At 60.7% G+C, this 20,709-nt stretch carries 19 protein-coding genes; 6 read left to right on the plus strand and 13 right to left on the minus strand.

Features of this window, described 5'->3' with window-relative positions; translation table 11 throughout:
* Window positions 1–101: 101 nt before the first annotated feature.
* Window positions 102–1,298, minus strand: coding sequence for a methionine gamma-lyase (locus tag CXQ80_RS19450; RefSeq protein ID WP_101322018.1), 1,197 nt, complete (start codon window positions 1,296–1,298; stop codon window positions 102–104).
* Window positions 1,299–1,425: 127 nt separating this feature from the next.
* Between CXQ80_RS19450 and CXQ80_RS19455 the strand changes: the two genes are divergently transcribed.
* From CXQ80_RS19455 to CXQ80_RS19465, 3 genes are all read left to right on the plus strand, one after another.
* Window positions 1,426–1,905 carry an Lrp/AsnC family transcriptional regulator gene (locus CXQ80_RS19455; RefSeq protein ID WP_101322019.1) on the plus strand — a complete coding sequence of 160 codons (480 nt, stop codon included), beginning with the start codon at window positions 1,426–1,428 and terminating at the stop codon, window positions 1,903–1,905.
* Window positions 1,906–2,016: 111 nt separating this feature from the next.
* The gene (locus CXQ80_RS19460; RefSeq protein ID WP_101322020.1) at window positions 2,017–4,269 is read left to right on the plus strand and encodes an S-type pyocin domain-containing protein; all 2,253 of its coding nucleotides are present in this window, start codon (window positions 2,017–2,019) and stop codon (window positions 4,267–4,269) included.
* Window positions 4,266–4,529: a bacteriocin immunity protein gene (locus tag CXQ80_RS19465; protein ID WP_101322021.1), complete on the plus strand. Its 264-nt coding sequence runs from the start codon at window positions 4,266–4,268 to the stop codon at window positions 4,527–4,529. The genes CXQ80_RS19460 and CXQ80_RS19465 overlap by 4 nt, the downstream gene beginning before the upstream one ends.
* Window positions 4,530–4,687: 158 nt before the next feature.
* Here CXQ80_RS19465 and cysN read toward each other — a convergent pair whose 3' ends face one another.
* The 3 genes from cysN to CXQ80_RS19480 form a co-directional block, all read right to left on the minus strand.
* Window positions 4,688–6,589 (minus strand): sulfate adenylyltransferase subunit CysN, encoded by a 1,902-nt coding sequence (gene cysN, locus CXQ80_RS19470; protein WP_101322022.1) that lies wholly within the window; start codon window positions 6,587–6,589, stop codon window positions 4,688–4,690.
* Between the two features lie 16 nt (window positions 6,590–6,605).
* The gene (cysD, locus tag CXQ80_RS19475; RefSeq protein ID WP_101322023.1) at window positions 6,606–7,523 is read right to left on the minus strand and encodes a sulfate adenylyltransferase subunit CysD; all 918 of its coding nucleotides are present in this window, start codon (window positions 7,521–7,523) and stop codon (window positions 6,606–6,608) included.
* 167 nt (window positions 7,524–7,690) lie between these two features.
* On the minus strand, window positions 7,691–8,449 hold the full coding sequence (locus tag CXQ80_RS19480; RefSeq protein ID WP_101322024.1) for a Nif3-like dinuclear metal center hexameric protein: 759 nt from the start codon (window positions 8,447–8,449) through the stop codon (window positions 7,691–7,693).
* Window positions 8,450–8,672: 223 nt separating this feature from the next.
* Between CXQ80_RS19480 and algW the strand changes: the two genes are divergently transcribed.
* On the plus strand, window positions 8,673–9,833 hold the full coding sequence (algW, locus tag CXQ80_RS19485) for a Do family serine endopeptidase AlgW (protein ID WP_101322025.1): 1,161 nt from the start codon (window positions 8,673–8,675) through the stop codon (window positions 9,831–9,833).
* Window positions 9,834–9,867: 34 nt separating this feature from the next.
* Here algW and CXQ80_RS19490 read toward each other — a convergent pair whose 3' ends face one another.
* The 4 genes from CXQ80_RS19490 to CXQ80_RS19505 all read right to left on the minus strand — a co-directional run bounded on the left by CXQ80_RS19490 (window position 9,868) and on the right by CXQ80_RS19505 (window position 14,023).
* Window positions 9,868–10,632, minus strand: a complete 765-nt coding sequence (locus tag CXQ80_RS19490) for an amino acid ABC transporter ATP-binding protein (protein WP_101322026.1) — start codon at window positions 10,630–10,632, stop codon at window positions 9,868–9,870.
* 10 nt (window positions 10,633–10,642) lie between these two features.
* The gene (locus CXQ80_RS19495) at window positions 10,643–11,740 is read right to left on the minus strand and encodes an amino acid ABC transporter permease (RefSeq protein WP_101322027.1); all 1,098 of its coding nucleotides are present in this window, start codon (window positions 11,738–11,740) and stop codon (window positions 10,643–10,645) included.
* 9 nt (window positions 11,741–11,749) lie between these two features.
* Entirely contained in the window at window positions 11,750–12,928 is a 1,179-nt protein-coding gene (locus tag CXQ80_RS19500; RefSeq protein ID WP_101322028.1) for an amino acid ABC transporter permease, read from the minus strand.
* A 66-nt stretch (window positions 12,929–12,994) separates the two neighbouring features.
* Window positions 12,995–14,023, minus strand: coding sequence for an amino acid ABC transporter substrate-binding protein (locus tag CXQ80_RS19505; RefSeq protein WP_101322029.1), 1,029 nt, complete (start codon window positions 14,021–14,023; stop codon window positions 12,995–12,997).
* Window positions 14,024–14,359: 336 nt separating this feature from the next.
* Here CXQ80_RS19505 and CXQ80_RS19510 point away from each other — a divergent pair, with 336 nt between their 5' ends.
* Entirely contained in the window at window positions 14,360–15,016 is a 657-nt protein-coding gene (locus tag CXQ80_RS19510) for an alpha/beta hydrolase (RefSeq protein ID WP_101322030.1), read from the plus strand.
* 101 nt (window positions 15,017–15,117) lie between these two features.
* Window positions 15,118–16,563, plus strand: coding sequence for an ATP-dependent RNA helicase RhlB (gene rhlB / locus CXQ80_RS19515; RefSeq protein WP_101323100.1), 1,446 nt, complete (start codon window positions 15,118–15,120; stop codon window positions 16,561–16,563).
* Between the two features lie 25 nt (window positions 16,564–16,588).
* Here the strand turns inward: rhlB and moaE are convergent, their stop codons facing one another.
* The 5 genes from moaE to CXQ80_RS19540 all read right to left on the minus strand — a co-directional run bounded on the left by moaE (window position 16,589) and on the right by CXQ80_RS19540 (window position 20,683).
* On the minus strand, window positions 16,589–17,035 hold the full coding sequence (gene moaE, locus CXQ80_RS19520) for a molybdopterin synthase catalytic subunit MoaE (protein ID WP_101322031.1): 447 nt from the start codon (window positions 17,033–17,035) through the stop codon (window positions 16,589–16,591).
* A gap of 2 nt (window positions 17,036–17,037) precedes the next feature.
* Window positions 17,038–17,283, minus strand: coding sequence for a MoaD/ThiS family protein (locus tag CXQ80_RS19525; protein ID WP_101322032.1), 246 nt, complete (start codon window positions 17,281–17,283; stop codon window positions 17,038–17,040).
* Complete coding sequence (gene moaC, locus CXQ80_RS19530) at window positions 17,280–17,753, minus strand: cyclic pyranopterin monophosphate synthase MoaC (protein ID WP_101322033.1); 474 nt, start codon at window positions 17,751–17,753, stop codon at window positions 17,280–17,282. Before moaC ends, CXQ80_RS19525 begins: the two co-directional genes overlap by 4 nt.
* Window positions 17,754–17,848: 95 nt before the next feature.
* Window positions 17,849–19,243 (minus strand): PhoH family protein, encoded by a 1,395-nt coding sequence (locus tag CXQ80_RS19535; RefSeq protein WP_101322034.1) that lies wholly within the window; start codon window positions 19,241–19,243, stop codon window positions 17,849–17,851.
* A 279-nt stretch (window positions 19,244–19,522) separates the two neighbouring features.
* Window positions 19,523–20,683 carry a polysaccharide deacetylase family protein gene (locus CXQ80_RS19540; RefSeq protein WP_101323101.1) on the minus strand — a complete coding sequence of 387 codons (1,161 nt, stop codon included), beginning with the start codon at window positions 20,681–20,683 and terminating at the stop codon, window positions 19,523–19,525.
* Window positions 20,684–20,709: the final 26 nt, after the last annotated feature.

The raw sequence follows: 20,709 nt of genomic DNA on the forward strand, positions 1-20,709 counted from the left end.
CGCGGGTAAACCCGCTCCCACAGGTTTTTGTGGGAGCGGGTTTACCCGCGAAGGGCCGCAAAGCGGCCCCTTTTCGATTCATGAACGAAGCCTGAGCCCGCTCAAACGCTGGCGCGCAATGCCTGCTCGATATCAGCCAGCAGGTCCTCGATATCCTCAAGCCCCACCGACAACCGCACCAACCCCTCGCCTATGCCATGCTGCGTACGCTCTTCAGGGGTATAGCTGGAGTGGGTCATGCTCGCTGGATGCTGGGCCAGTGACTCGGCATCACCCAGGCTGACCGCGCGGCTGAACAGCTGCAGGGCATTCATGAAGCGTCGACCGGCTTCGATACCACCCTTGAGTTCGAAGGCGATCATGCCACCCGGCAAACGCATCTGCCGCTGCGCCAGCGCGTACTGCGCGAAGCTCGCCAGGCCGGGATAATGCAGCAACTCGACCTGCTGCTGGCCCTGCAGAAACGCAGCCACCTGCGCCGCATTGGCGCAATGCCGATCCATGCGCAGGCCAAGCGTCTTGATTCCGCGCATCAGCAATGACGCATCGTGCGGCGACAGCACCGCGCCAGTCATGTCTTTCAGACCTTGCAGACGAACACGGTCAATCAACGCCTTGCGCCCCGCCACCAGCCCGGCAGTGATGTCGCCATGGCCGCTCAGGTACTTGGTCGCCGAGTGCACCACCAGATCCGCGCCAAGTTCCAGCGGCCGCTGCAGGTAAGGTGTACAGAAGGTGTTGTCGACCACCACATGAATGTCACGACCGTGCACGGCCTGCGCTACCGCGGCAATATCGACCAGTTCCAGAGTGGGGTTGGCGGGCGACTCGAAATAGATCATGCGAGTTTTGTCGTTGATCGCAGCGGCCAGCGCCTGCGCGTCGTTGAGGTCGACGTGCCGGATCTTGACGCCGAACTCGCCGATACCGTGGTGCAGGAAGGCAAAGGTGCAGCCATAGAGCGTCTGGCCGACAAGCAGCTCATCGCCAGGGCGCAGCAAAGTCCACAGGGTGGCGGTGATCGCGCCCATCCCTGAGGCAAGCGCCAGCCCTGCCTCAGCGCCTTCCAGTGAGGCGATGCGCTGCTCCAGCAAGTCCAGAGTAGGGTTGGAAATACGGCTATAGAAATGCCCCGGCTGCTCCCCGGCAAAGCACGCTGCGCCATATTCGACCGTGGGGAAGGCATAGGTAGCCGTCTGGTAAATCGGCGGCACCAGCGCCCCGCCATGGGCGAGCGGATCGTAGCCGTGGTGAATGGCTCGGGTGGAGAATCCGGATTGGCGCTTGGCAACGTCCATGGCTACAGCCTCTTGTGGTTTGTTATAAGCTTATGCCAACGAACCACCGGTATTTTTCCAAAGTCGCCCAGCAAAATCGGCGTCTGCGGGCATAAAAACAACAATTGACTCTCTGGAAGGGCAAGCCATGCCTACGACCCTTGACCGCACCGATCGAGCCCTGCTCGGCGCCTTGCAGGACAACGCCCGCCTCACGGTTTCCGAACTCGCCGATCGGGTTTCCCTGACCACTTCGCCCTGCTGGCGGCGGGTCAAGCTGCTCGAAGACAACGGCTACATCACTGGCTATCAGGCAGTGCTCTCGCCCAAGGCCTTGGGCTTCGGCGTGACCGCGTTCGTCAGCATCATGATGGATTCACATACCAAAGAGATGGCCTTGGCATTTGAGCGGCGATTGCTGGAAATTCCCGAGATCGTCGCTTGCCATAACGTGTCCGGACGCTACGATTTTTTGCTGGAGATTCTGGCGCGGGATCTGGAATCGTTTGGGGAATTTACCCGCGAGGTGCTGCAGCGGTTGCCCGGGGTGAAGGAGATCTATTCGAGTTTTTCTTACAAGGCAGTCAAGGAGCGGCGGGTGATTCCGGTGTCCGAGAAGCATATCTAGAAACGTCCCACCGCGAGGTAGCTTCAGCCCTACTTCTGGAACAGCTGCTCCTGACATACCAGTAGATGGGGTTGAGGCATGTTTGGCCATGCAACGATCAGGAGGATCGACATGGCCCAAGACAATGCATATCACTTAACCGAAGGTCTCTGGATCAGCGCCGTCGCACCCGACCGAGTACCACTGACGCCGCTACCCGGAGGCGGTGGAGGATCAGGGTTTGGCGGCTGGGGGCTGAGCGAAGGGCGCCCCCGTGGAACCGGAGGACCTAATCGCAATCTGGCGCGCGAAATCTCTGCTCGCCGAGTTTTTGACGAAGAACGGCAATTCAACGAACAACACTACGCTGCTCAGTACGCTCCCCTGCTAAGCAATCTGGCAAACAAGATTTCAGCAGAACGTGCGCAGATTTTTCATCAAGCCAACGCCCTGACAGGGAACGCATTCGCAAAGCGATCAGCAGAACAGCACCAGCTCACTACATTCATCAACGCTACTCGAAAGGAGTACCTCTCGGTACTGCCTGACGCTCTGAGCTTCTACGGTGCTGTCTGGTTCTACAAACGCTCTGACTCCCTGATGACCAGGATCTACGATCCAGGCGTATTCACCCAACGCGACGAAGCGTTCAGTAAAGAATTCGAGAGGCGGGTGGACAAATCCATCGATGGCGCTTATCAACTCCATCTGAAAGCGATCACCATTCAATCGATGAGCGACGGTTTCGCCGAACTTGCTGCGACAGTTGACCAAGCGGAACAGAGCGCCCCCGAGTTTGATTTGGCAAAAGCGATTGAGCGCAGAACATTGCAATTGCAGGAAGAAAGACGCATCTGCTTCGAATGCCTACCAAATTTCCTGCAAAATCAGTTGGTCCAGGCCACCCCCATTGAACCAACACTGAACCTGACCGCGACGCTGTCGGCTTACAAAGCCAGCGCCTTGTCAGCTATAAGCGCCCTGCAGACGAATGTCCCTGCCTTCAGCAGCACCAATCCGGAAATTGTAAGCCCACTGTCCAAGCCGCAGCTAGAAGCATTGCAGCACTTGACCGATGAGCAGCGATTGAAAAGGGCGGGGCCTCTATGGGCAGAGTATCACCGAGCCTTGGCACTGAACGAGTCAGTTCGATACCTGCAGCGATTCACTGGCGTGTCGGACAACCTGATACAGCGGGCCTTGGAAGTTGAACAACTGCAAGAGATGCATGCTGCCGCACTGAAACAGGAAGCTGCACGTCAGGAAGAAACAAGGCAAAGAAACGAGGCTCAGCGCCTAGGCATGAGTTTTATCTCAGCCATGCCGCTAGCCGCATCGGGGCCGCTGATCCTACCCATCGGCAAGGCAACCTTCGCTATCACAGCGAGCGCCTACACCACCCTCCAGGCAGCAACCACAGCGGCGGTCACTCAGCTCGCGAACGCCAGCCTAGCGCTCTCGACACCGTTGCTGGTTGGGGCCCTTTCGCTCCTCTGGCCCTCATCGCTTGGCGACAGCGAACGCCGCTATCTCATCAGTATCCCTGTCGCCGATCTGACACCGCCCGGTGGCCCCGACCTCACAGCGATGGCGACGTCAGCGGCAACTGTCGATCTACCGTATGTTCTGTCAGGTAGTGAAAACAGCGACCAGCTGAGGCTATTCGTAGAGCCAGGGGGACGACCCGTCCCTGTACGCACTGCAACCTTTGACGCTGCACGCCAGGTCTACAGCCTCGCACTAGACAATCCGCAACGCATCCTCACTTGGACTCCAGCTAGTGCACCTGGCTTGGAGCAAGGCGGTTCGGCCGGCCTGCCAGCGATACCACCAGGGACGGTTGTTTACACCGGAAGCAGTCTCAACCCAGTAATACCAGAACCGCTTACCCATCCCGAGCTCGACTTCGATCACGAGCGCCTGATCATTACTTTCCCCGCGGACTCTGGACTCCCCCCGCTGCTGGTGGTGTTCAAGAGTCGGCGAAATGAACCCGGCATAGTTACAGGCAACGGAGCACCCGTTGGCGAGCGCTGGCTAGGTGACGCTAGCAGCACCACAGGCGCGCCAATTCCAGTGCACATCGCGACTCTCATGAAGGGGAAAAACTTTGCAGACTTTAATGCCTTCAGAGCAGAATTCTGGAAAACTGTCAGTAACGATACGGCAGTCTCATCCCAGTTCACCAAGCAAAATAGAAGTCGGATGAGTAAGCATGGATTAGCACCCATGGTCCGTAAAACCGACAGATATAAGAGCCATGCTAGCTATGTACTGCACCATGTCGTACCTATCAGCGAAGGTGGTGCCGTTTACGATCTGGACAATATCAGAGTCGTGACACCACAAGCGCACCACGACATTCACTACGGAGATAAGCCATGATTCTCAAGGATCGTCTTAGTGAGTACACCGAGCAGAATTTCCTGGATTTACTTCATGAGATCAACCGGGCAAATGAGGATGAGGAGGACGAAATATTAGTTCCGTTGCTTGAGCACTTCGAAAGTATCACAGAGCACCCAGCTGGAACTGATCTAATTTACTGGGCAGCATCTGACGAATTGAGTAAACCGGAACAGATCCTCGAGATCATCCGAGAATGGCGCATTGCAAATGGAAAGGACGGCTTCAAGCCCTCCTGAAGCATCCACGCACGCCTCAGACTCGTGCGGTGCGAGCAGAGTGCAAATCCCAAGGGCGCTGCAAATGCCTGTGGCATGCGCTTGCTGGCCATGATTCGATCAGCCGCAAAAACAAAAAACCCCGCCGAAGCGGGGTTTTTCAGTTACCTCAACGGGTCTTAGATAGCACCACGCTGACGCAACACTTCCAGCACCTGCTTGACGCCGTCTTCGACGCTGCTGCTCTGGGTATCGATAACCAGATCAGCATCCAGCGGCACATCGAACGGGAAGCTTTCGCCCGGGATGTTATCGCCACCAGCGGCATACAGACCTTGTGGATCACGCTCGCGGCACGCCAGTGGCGAAGCCTGCACGTACACCGTGATCAAGCGCTCCTTGCCGATCAGCGCCTTGGCCTGTTCGCGGCCTTCGGCATCCGGTGCGACGAACGCAGCCAGGGTCAACATGCCGGCTTCGTTGAACTGACGCGCGACATGTGCGGCGCGACGCCAGTTCTCGGTGCGCCCGGCGCGGTCCTGTGGCAGGCCCTTGTTCAGGTCATGGCGCAGGTTCTGGCCATCGAGCACGTAGACCGCCCGGCCCATGTCGAACAGCTTGCGCTCCACGGCATAGGCCAGGGTGCTCTTGCCAGCGCCGGACAGGCCGCTGAACAGCACGGTGGCTGGCTGCTGACCAAAGCGCAGAGCGCGCTCTTCGGTGGTGACATGGGCCTGCTTGCCATGCTGACCAGTGCTGCCGTGCGGCAGCACCGGCGGTGCGATGATCATGCCGGCACCAACGGTGCCGTTGGTCAGGCGGTCAATGACGATGAACGCGCCCGTAGTGCGGTTGCTGTCGTAGCCGTCCAGCGCGATGGCGGAATCGAGGCTGACCTTGACCCGGCCGATCTCGTTCAACTGCAGCGAACTGGCCGCGCCCTTGTCGAGGGTGTTCACATCGACCCTGTGGGTGATGCTGGCGATCGAGCCCGGCACGTAGCTGGTGGCGCGCTTGATGTCGTACTTCTTGCCCGGCAGCATCGGCTCTTCGGCCATCCACACGAGCATGGCGTCGAACTGGTCGGTCACCGGCGGCACGTTGTCGGCATGCACCAGCAGGTCGCCACGGGAGATGTCGATCTCGTCTTCCATGGTCAGGGTCACGGCCTGGCCTGGGCCGGCGTGCTCCAGTTCACCTTCATAGGTGACGATGGATTTGACCCGGCTGCTCTTGCCCGACGGCAGTACGACGATCTCGTCGCCCTTGTGCACCACGCCGCTGGCGAGGGTGCCGGCAAAGCCGCGGAAGTTCAGGTTGGGCCGGTTGACGTACTGCACCGGGAAACGCAGGTCGGTGAAGTTGCGGTCGGCAGCGACTTCGACGGTCTCGAGGATTTCCATCAAGGTCTGGCCGCTGTACCACGGCGAACGCTCGCTGCGATTGACCACGTTGTCGCCCTTGAGCGCAGACATCGGCACGAAGTGCAGGCTGCTCGGTGTCAGGTCGATGGCCTGCGCAAACTTCAGGTAATCAGCCTTGATCGACTCGAACAGCTGCTCGTCGAAGCCTTTGAGGTCCATCTTGTTGACCGCAACGACGATGTGCTTGATACCCAGCAGCGAGGCGATGTAGCTGTGCCGACGGGTCTGGGTCTGCACGCCGTAGCGGGCATCGACGAGGATGATCGCCAGGTCGCAGGTCGACGCACCGGTGGCCATGTTGCGGGTGTACTGCTCATGGCCCGGGGTGTCGGCGATGATGAACTTGCGCTTGGCAGTAGAGAAGTAGCGGTAGGCGACATCGATGGTGATGCCCTGCTCGCGCTCGGCCTGGAGGCCATCGACCAGCAATGCCAGGTCGACTTCTTCGCCCGTGGTGCCGGACTTCTTCGAGTCGCGGGTAATGGCCTCGAGGTGGTCCTCGTAGATCATTTTCGAGTCGTGCAGCAGGCGCCCGATCAGGGTGCTCTTGCCGTCATCGACGTTGCCGCAGGTAAGGAACCGCAGCAGTTCTTTGCGCTCGTGCTGAGCCAGATAAGCGACGATGTCTTCGCTGATCAAATCGGATTGATGCGACATGGAGTAACCCTGAAAATTAGAAGTAGCCCTGGCGTTTTTTGTCTTCCATGGAGCCTGCGCCATCGTGGTCGATGACCCGGCCCTGACGCTCGGAAGTGCGCGTCAGGAGCATCTCCTGGATGATGTCGGTCAGGCTGTCGGCATCCGACTCCACCGCGCCCGTCAACGGGTAGCAGCCAAGGGTACGGAAGCGCACCTTCTTCTTGACAATGCGGGCTTTCTCTTCCTCGGAGAGGTGCTCGAGAATGCGCTCGTCGTCGATCATGATCAGGGTGCCGTTCTTCTCGATGACTTCACGCTCGGCGGCGAAGTACAGCGGCACGATCGGGATGCCTTCAAGGTAGATGTACTGCCAGATGTCCAGCTCGGTCCAGTTCGACAGCGGGAAGACGCGGATCGACTCGCCTTTGTTGACCTTGCCGTTGTAGACGTTCCACAGCTCAGGGCGCTGGTTTTTCGGGTCCCAGCGGTGCTTGCTGTCGCGGAACGAATAGACCCGCTCCTTGGCCCGGGATTTCTCCTCGTCGCGGCGCGCACCACCGAAGGCGGCATCGAAGCCGTACTTGTCCAGTGCCTGCTTGAGGCCCTGGGTCTTCATGATGTCGGTGTGCTTGGAGCTGCCATGGGTGAATGGGTTGATGCCCTGCGCCACCCCTTCCGGGTTGACGTGGGTGATCAACTCCAGGCCCATTTCCTCGACCATCTTGTCGCGGAAGCTGTACATCTCCTGGAATTTCCACTGGGTATCGACGTGCATCACCGGAAACGGCAGCTTGCCCGGGAAGAAGGCCTTGCGCGCCAGGTGCAGCATCACGGCAGAGTCTTTACCGATCGAGTAGAGCATCACCGGGTTGTCGAACTCGGCGGCCACCTCGCGGATGATGTGGATGCTTTCCGCCTCCAGCTGTTTCAAGTGCGTCAGTTTGTCGACCATGGCTACTCACGTAAAACGATCTTATGAACGGCCAGCGGGCCGTGTTCGAGCGAGCCACTTTAGCACAGCGACTGCTTCTATTTAGGCAGGCGGCTAGATCGAAACGGTCTAACCATATGACTGTCGGTTTGGGGCTTCAACAGGTGTAAGAGCACGCAATCTGGCGCTCAGATCGGATTCGGGCAGTCGATGAACAGGTGCTCGACGGCAAAGCGCCGGGCCAGATAGTCACCCAGCGCCTGCACGCCATAGCGCTCGGTAGCGTGGTGGCCGGCAGCGATGAAGCTGATGCCGTTTTCGCGGGCGCTGTGAAAGGTCTGTTCGGAGGCCTCGCCACTGATGAACAAGTCGACGCCCTGGGCAATCGCCGTGTCGATATAGCCCTGACCGCCGCCGGTGCACCAACCGATCCGCCGCACCAGTTGCTCGCCTTCGATCAGCAACGGCTCGCGACCCAGCACCTCTTGCACGCGGCGGGCGAAATCACGCGCCGAGACTGGCTCGTCGAGCGAGCCGAGCATGCCTACCACCTTGGGATTGTTTGGGTCCAGGGGGCCTTCGACGGTGATGCCCAACTGATGCGCCAGTTGCACGTTGTTGCCAACCTCGGGGTGCACATCCAGCGGCAGATGGAACGCCAGCAGGCTGATGTCATGCTTGAGCAGCGTCTTCAGGCGACGTTGTTTGATGCCGGTGATGCACGGGTCTTCGCCTTTCCAGAAATAACCATGGTGCACCAGCACCAGATCAGCCTCGGCTTCCACTGCCGCATCAAGCAATGCCTGGCTTGCGGTAACGCCGCTGACGATGCGGCTGACCTGGGGCCGACCTTCGACTTGCAGGCCATTGGGGCAGTAATCCTGGATCCGCACGCTGTTCAGATAGCGTTCGGCTTCGGTGACCAGCGTGGTGAGGGCGACGGCCATGAAAAATCTCCTCGCAGTGGCATGTAGGCAGGGCGCAAGCCCCTATAATGGCGGCCATTATGAGCTGTCGCCGGCGCTGCGGATACCGCTGGCAGGCGCCCGCCAAACGCACGCCGACGATGCGCCGCAGTGGCCGTCGCCGCGCGCCGTGTTCAGGTGTATCATCGCGCGCGCCTCCCCGGGCCGCTCTGCGACGGCCCTGCCCTACTCCAGGATTGATTCGATGCTCAAGGTTCTGCGTTACTTTGGCTGGCCACTGCTTACCGGCATACTGATCGCCATGCTGGTCATCCAGCGCTTTCCCGAGTGGGTCGGCCTGCCCAGCCAGGACGTCAACCTGCAGCAGGCGCCGCAGACCACGCGGATCATGCAGGGCCCGGTGTCGTACGCCGACGCCGTCACCCTGGCGGCGCCAGCGGTGGTCAACCTGTACACCACCAAAGTGGTCAACAAGAGTGCCCACCCACTATTCGAAGACCCGCAGTTCCGCCGCTTCTTCGGTGACAACCTGCCCAAGCAACGGCGCTGGGAATCGAGCCTGGGTTCGGCGGTGATCATGAGCCCGGAAGGCTACCTGCTGACCAACAACCACGTCACCAGCGGTGCCGACCAGATAGTGGTCGCCCTCAAGGACGGCCGCGAGACTTTGGCCCGAGTGATCGGCAGCGACCCGGAAACCGACCTGGCGGTGCTCAAGATCGACCTGAAGAACCTGCCGGCGATTACCATCGGCCGCTCCGACACTATCCACATCGGCGACGTTTCGCTGGCCATCGGCAACCCGTTCGGGGTTGGCCAGACGGTGACCATGGGCATCATCAGCGCCACCGGGCGTAACCAGCTGGGCCTGAACAACTACGAAGACTTCATCCAGACCGATGCGGCGATCAACCCCGGCAATTCCGGGGGTGCGCTGGTCGACGCCAATGGCAACCTGGTCGGTATCAACACGGCGATCTTCTCCAAGTCCGGCGGTTCGCAGGGTATCGGCTTCGCCATCCCGGTAAAACTGGCGCTTGAGGTGATGAAGTCGATCATCGAACACGGCCAGGTGATTCGCGGCTGGCTGGGGATCGAGGTGCAGCCACTCAGCCAGGAATTGGCCGAATCGTTTGGCCTCGAAGGCAAACCAGGGATCGTCGTAGCGGGGATCTTCCGCGATGGCCCGGCGCAGCGCGCAGGCTTGCAGTTGGGTGATGTGATCCTGAGCATCAACGGCGAGCCGGCGGGCGATGGGCGCAAGTCGATGAACCAAGTGGCGCGGATCAAGCCGACCGACAAGGTGGCGATCGAGGTGATGCGCAATGGCAAGCAGCTCAAGCTGATCGCCGAAGTGGGCCTGCGCCCACCGCCGGCGCCGGTAGCGCCGAGCGAAGAGAAATAAACAAAAGGGGCCGCAATCGCGGCCCCTTTTTGTATCAGTGCAGGATCTGGCTGAGGAACAACTTGGTGCGGTCGCTCTGCGGCCGGTCGAAGAAGTCATCCGGCGACGCCTGCTCTACGATCTCGCCCTTGTCCATGAAGATCACCCGGTTGGCCACGGTGCGGGCAAAGCCCATCTCGTGGGTCACGCAGAGCATGGTCATGCCGTCTTCGGCCAGGCCCACCATGGTGTCGAGCACCTCCTTGACCATCTCCGGGTCAAGCGCCGAGGTCGGCTCATCGAACAGCATGATCTTCGGCTTCATGCACAGCGCTCGGGCAATTGCCACTCGCTGCTGCTGACCACCCGACAACTGCCCAGGGAACTTGTGTGCCTGCTCCGGGATGCGCACGCGCTCCAGATAGTGCATGGCGATTTCCTCGGCCTTGCGCTTGGGCATCTTGCGCACCCACATCGGCGCCAGGGTGCAGTTCTCGAGAATGGTCAGGTGCGGGAACAGGTTGAAGTGCTGAAACACCATGCCGACTTCGCGGCGGATCGCTTCGATCTGCTTGAGGTCGTTGGTCAGCTCGACGCCGTCAACGACGATGCGCCCTTGCTGATGCTCCTCGAGCCGGTTGAGGCAACGAATGGTGGTCGACTTGCCTGAGCCGGACGGCCCGCACAAGACGATCCGCTCGCCCTGACGCACGTTCAGGTTGATGTCCTTGAGCACATGGAACTGGCCGTACCACTTGTTCACGCCCTGCATCTGGATGATGCCTTCGGGGCCGGCAGGCTGCTTGATCGCTTCACTCATTTTGAAACTCCTAACGCTTGTGGCCAGTGTCCAGCTTGCGCTCCAGGTGCATGGAGTAGCGGGACATACCGAAACAGAAAATCCAGTAAACCAGGGCGGCAAACACGTAGCCCTCGGTCGCCATACCCAACCAGGCCGGGTCTGCCGTGGCTTGGCGCACGCTGTTGAGCAGGTCGAACAGGCCGATGATGATCACCAGGCTGGTGTCCTTGAACAGGGCAATGAAGGTGTTGACGATGCCCGGGATGACCAGCTTCAAGGCCTGCGGCAGGATCACCAGGCCCATCGAGCGCCAGTAACCCAGGCCCATCGCCGACGCGGCTTCGTACTGGCCTTTGGGGATGGCCTGCAAGCCACCGCGTACCACCTCGGCGATGTACGCCGACTCGAACAGGATGACGAAGATCATCGCCCGCAGCAGCTTGTCGAAGCTCATGCCTTCTGGCATGAACAACGGCAGCATCACCGAAGACATGAACAGCACGGTGATCAGCGGAATACCGCGCCAGAACTCGATGAAGGTCACCGACACCGACTTGATCACCGGCATCCGCGAGCGCCGCCCAAGTGCCAGCAGAATCCCCAACGGCAATGCCGCGGCGATACCGACGGTAGCGATCACCAGGGTCAGCATCAGCCCGCCCCACTGCGAGGTCGGTACTTGGCTCAGGCCAAAGCTGCCGCCATGCAGCAGGAAGTACGCCACGGTCGGGTAGACCAGCAGGTAGCCAATGCCGTAGGCCACCTTGCGCGGGAAGCGACGGATGAACAGCGGCGCAGCGCCGATCACGCCCAGCCACACGGTCAGGTCGACTCGCCAGCGCAGATCGCTCGGGTAATAGCCATACATGAACTGGCCGAAGCGCTGCTGGACGAACACCCAGCAGGCGCCCTCCTTGGTGCAGTCGGCGCGGGTAGTGCCGGTCCAGTTGGCGTCGATGAACGCCCACTGCAGCAGCGGCGGCACGGCCAGCCAGACCAGGTAGATGGCAAAGAAGGTCAGCAGCGTGTTGATCCAGCTGGAGAACAGGTTGGCGCGCATCCAGGCCACCACACCAACGGTTTTCACCGGTGGTGGCATATCAGGTTTGAAAACATGGGCGTTCATGCGCGACTCCTACCGCTCGATCAGCGCAATGCGCTTGTTGTACCAGTTCATCAGCAACGAGATGCTGATGCTGATCGTCAGATAAACCGCCATGGTGATCGCCATGACCTCGACCGACTGGCCGGTCTGGTTGAGTACGGTGCCGGCAAACAGCGAGACCAGTTCCGGGTAGCCGATAACGGCTGCCAGTGAGGAGTTCTTGGTCAGGTTGAGGTACTGGCTGGTCAACGGTGGAATGATCACCCGCAGCGCCTGGGGAATGATCACCTTGCGCAACGTCGGGCCTTCGCGCAGCCCCAGCGAACGGGCGGCTTCGGTCTGGCCGTGGCTGACCGAGCGGATGCCGGCACGCACGATTTCGGCAATAAACGCAGCGGTATAGATCGATAGCGCCAGGGTCAGTGCCATGAACTCGGGGATCAGCACCCAGCCACCGGCAAAGTTGAAGCCTTTGAGCTGCGGCACTTCCCACTGCAGCGGGTTGCCGAACAGCAGCACGCACATGGCCGGAATGCCGACCATCAGCGCCAGGCCGACCCAGAACTTGTGGAACGGTTGCCCGGTTAGCTCGAAGCGCTTGTTGGCCTGGCGCACCATCAGCACCACCGCGACAATGGCAACCACCAGCGAAACCACAAACGGCCAGAAGCCATCGGCCATCGACGCGCCCGGCATGTTCACGCCGCGGCTACTGATAAAGAACAGGTCATCGATATTGATGCTGCCGCGCGGCCCAGGCAACGCGGTGAACACCGCGAAGTACCAGAACAGGATCTGCAGCAGTGGCGGAATGTTGCGGAAGGTCTCGACGTAGACCGTAGCCAGCTTGTAGACCACCCAGTTGGAGGACAGGCGGCCGACCCCCACGGTAAAGCCGATCAAGGTCGCCAGGACGATACCGATGACACTCGCCAGCAAGGTGTTGAGCAGGCCGACCAGCAGCACCCGCGAGTAGGTGTCCGCTTCGGTGTAGTCGATCAGGTGCTGGGCAATGCCGAAGCCAGCACTGCGCTCGAGAAAGTCGAAGCCCGAGGTGATGCCCCGGTGCTGCATGTTGGTTTGGGTGTTGTGGATCAGGTACCAGCCCAGACCGACCACGCAGACCACCGTGAGGATCTGGAACAGCCACGCGCGCACACGTGGATCACTAAGGGAAAAGCCCTTGGGTGCGCCGATTTGATTTTGCATGAAGTGCCCCGGAAAAAAGGGATCAGAACAGCCTGCGGCGGCAGGATGCCGCCGCAGGTGCAGCCATCAGCGCACCGGAGGTGCGTACTGGATGCCGCCGTTGTTCCACAGGGCATTCAGGCCACGATCGATCTGCAGCGGGGTGCTCTTGCCAAGGTTCTTCTCGAACACTTCGCCGTAGTTACCCACTTGCTTGACGATCTGTACCACCCAGTCCTTGGGCAACTTGAGGTCTTTGCCGTATTCGCCGTCAGCGCCGAGCAGGCGGGCGTTGTCCGGGTTCTTGCCGGATTTGGCTTCAGCCTCGACGTTTTTCGAGGTAAGGCCGGCTTCTTCGGCATTGAGCATGGCGAACAGGGTCCACTTGACGATGCTGAACCACTCTTCATCACCTTTACGCACGACAGGGCCCAGTGGCTCCTTGGAGATGGTCTCCGGGAGTACCACGTAGTCGGTCGGTGCTGCCAGCTTGGAGCGTTGTGCGTAGAGCTGCGACTTGTCCGAGGTGAGCACGTCGCAACGGCCCGATTCCAGCGACTTGGCGCTCTCGTCGGAGGTGTCGAAGGTGATCGGGGTGTACTTCAGGCCATTGGCGCGGAAGTAGTCGGAGACGTTCAGTTCGGTGGTGGTGCCTGCCTGGATGCAGACGGTCGCGCCGTCGAGCTCCTTGGCGCTGGAAACACCGAGCTTCTTGTTGACCAGGAAGCCGATGCCGTCGTAGTAGGTCACGCCAGCGAAGACCAGGCCCATGCCAGCATCACGCGAGCTGGTCCAGGTGGTGTTGCGCGAGAGTACATCGACTTCGCCGGACTGCAGCGCAGTGAAGCGCTCCTTGGCGTTGAGCTGGCTGAACTTGACCTTGGTGGCATCGCCGAACACTGCAGCGGCTACCGCACGGCACACATCGGCGTCGATGCCGACAATGTTGCCCTTGGCGTCAGGTACCGAGAAACCCGGCAGGCCATCGCTCACGCCACACTGGACGAAGCCCTTTTTCTTTACCGCATCCAGCGTAGCGCCGGCCTGGGCAAAACTGGTTGCACCCAGCGCGGCGGCAGCGGTCAGGACTGCCAGCGTGGTTTTCAACATCTTCATCTACAACCTCCAAATCGCTCTTGTTGTGTCGAGCCGGAATTGCACCGCACCCTTATGAGGCGCATCCGACCCCTGTTGGCTTGTTTTTGGGTCACGTGGTGCAATGAGCTGTTCTGTGACAGCCTTTGATCCAAACGAGGGGTGTTACCGTCGCCGGTTAATCCCTTCGCATCGGTAGATCCATAGCAAGGCGCGTACCACAGTTGCCGGCTTAAGCGTTTAAGCGGTCGTCAAGTAGGAAAAGTTGTACAGTTGCGACATCTTGTTAAGGCATTCGCTACCCCTGCCTTTTTTTAATGCACCTAATACGTACACGCGCACAAATTCGGAGCAGTTATGACCAACCCGTTGATTATCGAACCGCAAACCACCGCTGACGCCTGTGTGATCTGGTTGCACGGCCTGGGTGCCGACCGTTACGACTTCCTACCGGTGGCCGAATTTCTTCAAGAACGTTTGCTCAGCACGCGCTTCGTCATGCCCCAGGCGCCGACCCGCCCAGTCACCATCAATGGCGGCTACGCCATGCCCAGCTGGTACGACATCAAGGCCATGACCCCGGCGCGCGCCATCGATGAAGCGCAGTTGGACGAGTCGGCCGAGCAGATCATCCAGCTGATCAAGGCCGAGCAGGCCAAAGGCATCAGCCTGGCGCGGATCATCCTCGCCGGGTTTTCCCAGGGCGGCGCGGTAGTGCTGCACACTGCCTATATAAAGTGGCAGGAAGCGCTCGGCGGGGTCATTGCCCTGTCGACCTACGCGCCGACCTTCAGCGCCGAGCACCAACTCAGTGCCTGCCAGGAGCGCACTCCTGCACTGTGCCTGCACGGCATCCATGACCCGGTGGTGATCCCGTCGATGGGCCGCACCGCCTTCGAGTACCTGAGCCAATGGAACGTCGCCGCGCGCTGGCAGGAGTACCCGATGGAGCATGAAGTGGCCGTGGCCGAGCTTGCCGATATCCACGACTGGCTCAGCGAACGGCTGCGTTGAACCCGGCCGGCAGGCAGCTGCCGGTGCATTCTCCTACGCCGCGCCCGAATCTTGCATTACACTGGCCGGCGTATATTCCTTAATCAAATAACGAGATGACCGTGCTGAAGGCACTGAAAAAGATATTCGGCAAGGGAGACGCCGCAGCGCAAACGGCTGCTCCCCAAGCCACTGAGACAGCACCCGCACCTGCGGTTCTACCGCCTGCTACCGAGGTTAAGCCTCACCCCGAGCCTGCCGTTGCTGCTGCGCCGGTTGTATCGCCGCGCAGCGAAAAGCCTGCGCAAGCCAAGCCTCGCCGCGAACGCAAGCCCAAGCCACAGGCCAGCCTGTGGAAGCCGGAAGATTTCGTCGTCGAAGCTCAGGAAGGCAAGACCCGCTTCCACGACTTCAAGCTCAGCAACGAGCTGATGCATGCCATTCAAGACCTCGGCTTCCCGTACTGCACGCCGATACAGGCCCAGGTTCTGGGTTATACCCTGCGCGGTCAGGACGCCATCGGCCGGGCCCAGACCGGTACCGGCAAGACGGCCGCGTTTCTGATTTCGATCATTTCCCAGCTGCAGCAGACGCCGCCGCCGAAAGAGCGCTACATGGGCGAGCCGCGTGCGCTGATCATCGCGCCGACCCGTGAGCTGGTGGTGCAGATCGCCAAGGACGCCGCCGACCTGACCAAGTACAGCGGCCTCAACGTCATGACCTTTGTTGGCGGCATGGACTTCGACAAGCAGCTCAAAGCGCTTGAAGCCCGTCACTGCGACATTCTGGTGGCCACCCCGGGCCGCCTGCTGGACTTCCACCAGCGCGGCGAAGTGCACCTGGACATGGTCGAAGTGATGGTGCTCGATGAAGCTGACCGTATGCTCGACATGGGCTTCATCCCTCAGGTCCGGCAGATCATCCGCCAGACCCCGCCGAAGAGCGAACGGCAGACGCTGCTGTTCTCGGCGACCTTCACCGACGACGTGATGAACCTGGCCAAGCAGTGGACCACCAACCCGGCGATCGTCGAGATCGAGCCGGAAAACGTCGCCAGTGAAACTGTCGAGCAGCACGTCTACGCCGTTGCCGGCAGCGACAAGTACAAGCTGCTGTACAACCTGATCACCCAGCAGAAGTGGGAACGGGTGATGGTCTTTGCCAACCGCAAGGACGAAGTACGGCGTATCGAAGAGCGCCTGGTGCGCGATGGCATCAACGCCGCTCAGCTGTCCGGCGATGTACCGCAGCACAAGCGTATTCGTACTCTGGAGAATTTCCGCGAAGGGCGCGTCACCGTGCTGGTCGCTACCGACGTTGCCGGGCGCGGGATTCACATCGATGGCATCAGCCACGTGATCAACTTCACCCTGCCGGAAGATCCGGACGATTACGTGCACCGCATCGGCCGTACCGGCCGCGCTGGCGCCGCTGGCATCTCGATCAGTTTTGCGGGTGAAGACGACTCGTATCAGTTGCCGGGCATCGAAGCCCTGCTGGGTCGCAAGATCAAGTGCGAAATGCCGCCTGACGAGCTGCTCCAGGCGGTGCCGCGCAAGGCGCACTGATAGTCCGATAGCAGGCTCTGCCGAACTACCAGCGTTCGGCAGCCTGCTGATCGCTGTGCCTGCCCTCGACCCAGCGTGGTCCGTCTTCGGTGGTTTCTTTCTTCCAGAACGGCGCGCGGGTTTTCAGGTAATCCATGATGAAGTTGCAGCCATCGAAGGCGGCCTGACGGTGCGCGCTGGCGACGCCGACAAAAACGATCGGCTCGCCGGGCTGAAGCGTCCCTATACGGTGCAGCACCTCGACCTTGAGCAACGGCCAACGCTGCTCGGCTTCGACGATGATCTTGGTCAGGGCCTTTTCGGTCATGCCGGGGGCGTGCTCGAGAAACATCCCCGCCACTTCGCGGCCATCGTTGAAGTCGCGCACATAGCCGACAAAACTCACCACCGCACCGACGCCGGCATTGGCTGCGTGCATGGCATTGACCTCGGCGCCGGGATCGAACGCCTGTTGCTGCACTCGTACGGCCATGTTCAGCCTCCGGTCACCGGTGGGAAAAACGCCACTTCGTCGCCATCTGCCAGTGGTTCAGTCAAACGGCAAAGGTCCTGGTTGCGCGCGCACATCAGATTCTGCTCGGCGAGCACGGCATACTCCGGGCCTTTGCCAAGTAGCGCCTGGCGCACTGCTTCAACATTTTCGAAGTCGCCCTCCAGACGCTCGCCGTCGCGCCCAAGCAGCTCACGGTAACGGGCGAAGTACACCACCTCGACGCTCATTGCGCAGCCGCCTTGAAGTCGCCGCTCTTGCCGCCGACCTTCTCCAGCAGGCGCACCTGTTCGATGACCATGCCTTTGTCGACGGCCTTGCACATGTCGTAGATGGTCAGCGCGGCGACGCTGGCAGCCGTCAGTGCTTCCATCTCCACTCCGGTCTGCCCGGCGAGCTTGCAGCGGGCAACGATACGCACGCCATCAACGCCATCGGCTGTGAGCTCGACCTTGACGCTGGTGAGCATCAGCGGGTGGCACAGCGGGATCAGGTCACTGGTCTTTTTCGCCGCCTGGATACCGGCAATACGCGCCACGGCGAACACATCACCCTTGGGGTGATCACCGTCGACGATCATTTGCAGGGTCTGCGGCAACATGCGTACCCGCGCCTCGGCCACTGCCTCGCGCTGGGTCACGGCTTTTTCAGTGACGTCGACCATATTGGCGCGCCCCTGGGAATCGAGATGAGTCAGCACTGCTCTGCTCCTGTGAAGGGAGCAGAGAGTGTAAACCTGCAAGTCAGCTTTTCGCAGCGAAAATAACCGGGCGGCGAACCGCCCGGCCAGATGGTCTACATATGCGACTCGGCGTACTCGGCAAGCACCGAGCGCGGAACACCCTGCAGGGTGATGTGCACGCCGTGGGGGAAGTCCTTGAAGCGCTCGGTCAGGTAGGTCAGGCCCGAGCTGGTTGCGGACAGGTAAGGGGTATCGATCTGCGCCAGGTTGCCCAGGCAGACCACCTTGGAGCCAGCACCGGCACGGGTGATGATGGTTTTCATCTGGTGCGGGGTGAGGTTCTGGCATTCATCGATCAGGATCAGGCTCTGCTGGAAACTGCGACCGCGGATGTAGTTCAGCGATTTGAACTGCAGCGGTACCCGTTCAAGGATGTACTCGACACTGCCGTGGGTACTCTCGTCGTCCATGTGCAGGGCTTCGAGGTTGTCGGTGATAGCGCCCAGCCAAGGCTCCATCTTCTCAGCCTCGGTACCGGGCAGGAAGCCGATCTCCTGGTCCAGCCCCTGCACGCTGCGGGTGGCGATGATGCGCCGGTAGCGTTTGCTGACCATGGTTTGTTCGATGGCTGCCGCCAACGCCAGGATGGTCTTGCCCGAACCCGCTGCGCCGGTCAGGTTGACCAGATGGATATCCGGATCGAGCAAGGCGAACAGCGCCAGGCTCTGGTGGATGTCACGCGGTTTCAGGCCCCAGGCTTCCTGGTGCAACAGCGGCTCCTGGTGCAGGTCGAGCAACAGCAGTTCGCCCTCGCGGATGCCTTTGACCCAGCCGACGAAGCCTTGCTCGTCGATGATGAACTCGTTGACGTGCACCGACGGCAACGGGTCGGTCAGTTGTACCCGGTGCCAGGTACGGCCGCGCTCCTGACGCGTGTCGACCTTGTTGACGCGGTCCCAGAAGGAACCGCTGACCGAGTGATAGCCCTTGGACAACAGCGATACGTCGTCAACCAGTTGGTCGGTGCTGTAGTCCTCGGCGGCAATGCCGCAGGCGCGCGCCTTGAGGCGCATGTTGATGTCTTTGGTGACCAGCACCACGTCCAGATCCGCACGTTTGGCGCGCAGTTCCAGCAACTGGTTGATGATGATGTTGTCAGCGAGGTTTTCCGGCAGCAGGCGATTGGGCTCGCTGCGCGGGCCCATCAGGATCGACAGGAAGCCTTTTGGTCCGCTCTTGCCACGCTGGATCGGCACGCCCTGTTCGACGTCATTGGGTGACGCGTCGGCAAGGGTCTGGTCGATCAGGCGAATGGCCTGGCGGCAGTCGGCGGCGATGGTCTTTGTGCCCGTCTTGAGCTTGTCGAGTTCCTCCAGCACCGTCATCGGGATAGCGACGTGGTGCTCCTCGAAGTTGAGCAGGGCGTTGGGATCGTGGATCAGGACGTTGGTATCGAGCACATACAGGATTGGCTTGCTGGAGGAAGGGTTGCGTCCATGGTCATCCATACTCGGGCACCTTATGTCAGAACCGCGCGACGCATTCTGGCTGCGTCGCAGAGTGACGCCGTTCTCCCCGTATCCGCGTTGTTACGGGCGGGGGGCTCACCTGGCAAAGGAGGGTCTGGATGACGCCACCTGTGCTGCAGGAATCGGCTGTCTGGTTCTTTCATACCGCAAAAACGATGAACAAAAAAAGCTTTTTTACGTGTTGATGAAGTTTATTTTTCCGAATGACGATCCGACCTTGGCGAAGCCCCGGCATGGGTCTAGAGTCATATATCAAGCTCAATCGTCATCACCCGCCTGCGCCGTTGCGTCAGCGTCTGCGCCGCGCTCGTATTCCTTGCAATCCTGCCAACCGATACCGCTCTGCACCGTGTGCTGCAGCAGCCACTCCAGCGCCGGCTGAGCCTTGCTCTGGTTGTCATGAAACTGGATAACGCCCTTGCGCCACAACAGCATCAGCGTCACCACACGCTGGGCTGATGCCTCGGCGGTCAGTGCGCCATCGTCCATTGCGTCGATATCCCACAACGACACCTGCAGCCCTTCGCTGGCCATGAACGCCTCACCATCGCTGCGCCGCTGGCCATAGGGCGGACGGAACAGCGGCACGTACTGCTCGGGCAACTCGGCCTGCACCCACGCCTGGCTGCGCCGCAGCGAATCCTGCCACCCCTGCCATTGCGCGTGGGAGCGATACTCCCAGCCCTGGATGCCGACGCACTGCTTGCGGTACACGTCCTGCAATCGGCCAGCGCCGCTGTCGCGGCGCTGCTGCAGGCGGTTGCCAAGGACGAAGAAGGTGGCGTTGAGTTTCTGCCGGCGCAGGTAATCGGCCAGGTTGTCGGTGCTGCTGCCCTGCCCGCCTGGTCCGCCAACAAAGGTCAGCAGGAACATCCGGTCATTCAGTTCATCGCCGTTGCGCTCGCGGCTGGACAGCCGTTCGATCTCGCTGCTGGTCTGCGGGAACAGCGCCGCCTTGCGCAGCTGTTCATCCAGGTAACGCCGATGGAAGCTATGGCTGGGTTCGGTCCAGCCGACGTAGAACTCGCCGACATCGGCATTGAACGTGGCCGCCCGGGTGCGCAATTCGGCCATCGACTCGAGCGGATAGCAGAACGACGCATCCTGCTCGCAACTGCGCTGCGCCTGCTGGTAGTTCTGCCACAGCCGCTGCCACATCCGCGCCCGCACCGCACGCACTACCGGCAGGTTGACCTGCCTGAGCTGCAGCCGCGCCGCCAGCGCCGGCTCGTCGAGCATTTCGCTCTCCTGCAGCACCTGGGCAAACGACAGGATCTCGGCCCGCGACGCCACATCGAACAGCACCGGGCTGTCCAGTTGCTCAGGCCACAGGCTGCGATCAAAGCTGGCCGGGACGACCGGGGCGGCTTGCACGGCCAGGCTCAACACACTGGCCAGCACGGCCAAGGCAATGCGCACGATCAGATTCTCCATTTCATCCTGGC

Origin of the sequence: Pseudomonas sp. 02C 26 (genome assembly GCF_002843585.1) — a bacterium.
Classification (GTDB): Bacteria; Pseudomonadota; Gammaproteobacteria; order Pseudomonadales; family Pseudomonadaceae; genus Aquipseudomonas; species Aquipseudomonas shirazensis.

Excerpts from the sequence above, each read along its gene's own strand:
- CXQ80_RS19510 (WP_101322030.1), top strand. The coding sequence starts at position 14,360 with ATGACCAACCCGTTGATTATCGAACCGCAAACCACCGCTGACGCCTGT.
- CXQ80_RS19495 (WP_101322027.1), bottom strand. The coding sequence starts at position 11,740 with ATGAACGCCCATGTTTTCAAACCTGATATGCCACCACCGGTGAAAACC.
- CXQ80_RS19490 (WP_101322026.1), bottom strand. The coding sequence starts at position 10,632 with ATGAGTGAAGCGATCAAGCAGCCTGCCGGCCCCGAAGGCATCATCCAG.
- CXQ80_RS19525 (WP_101322032.1), bottom strand. The coding sequence starts at position 17,283 with ATGAGCGTCGAGGTGGTGTACTTCGCCCGTTACCGTGAGCTGCTTGGG.
- moaE (WP_101322031.1), bottom strand. The coding sequence starts at position 17,035 with ATGGCCGTACGAGTGCAGCAACAGGCGTTCGATCCCGGCGCCGAGGTC.
- cysN (WP_101322022.1), bottom strand. The coding sequence starts at position 6,589 with ATGTCGCATCAATCCGATTTGATCAGCGAAGACATCGTCGCTTATCTG.
- CXQ80_RS19480 (WP_101322024.1), bottom strand. The coding sequence starts at position 8,449 with ATGGCCGTCGCCCTCACCACGCTGGTCACCGAAGCCGAACGCTATCTG.
- cysD (WP_101322023.1), bottom strand. The coding sequence starts at position 7,523 with ATGGTCGACAAACTGACGCACTTGAAACAGCTGGAGGCGGAAAGCATC.
- CXQ80_RS19535 (WP_101322034.1), bottom strand. The coding sequence starts at position 19,243 with ATGGATGACCATGGACGCAACCCTTCCTCCAGCAAGCCAATCCTGTAT.
- CXQ80_RS19505 (WP_101322029.1), bottom strand. The coding sequence starts at position 14,023 with ATGAAGATGTTGAAAACCACGCTGGCAGTCCTGACCGCTGCCGCCGCG.
- algW (WP_101322025.1), top strand. The coding sequence starts at position 8,673 with ATGCTCAAGGTTCTGCGTTACTTTGGCTGGCCACTGCTTACCGGCATA.
- CXQ80_RS19500 (WP_101322028.1), bottom strand. The coding sequence starts at position 12,928 with ATGCAAAATCAAATCGGCGCACCCAAGGGCTTTTCCCTTAGTGATCCA.
- CXQ80_RS19455 (WP_101322019.1), top strand. The coding sequence starts at position 1,426 with ATGCCTACGACCCTTGACCGCACCGATCGAGCCCTGCTCGGCGCCTTG.
- CXQ80_RS19450 (WP_101322018.1), bottom strand. The coding sequence starts at position 1,298 with ATGGACGTTGCCAAGCGCCAATCCGGATTCTCCACCCGAGCCATTCAC.
- CXQ80_RS19460 (WP_101322020.1), top strand. The coding sequence starts at position 2,017 with ATGGCCCAAGACAATGCATATCACTTAACCGAAGGTCTCTGGATCAGC.
- CXQ80_RS19465 (WP_101322021.1), top strand. The coding sequence starts at position 4,266 with ATGATTCTCAAGGATCGTCTTAGTGAGTACACCGAGCAGAATTTCCTG.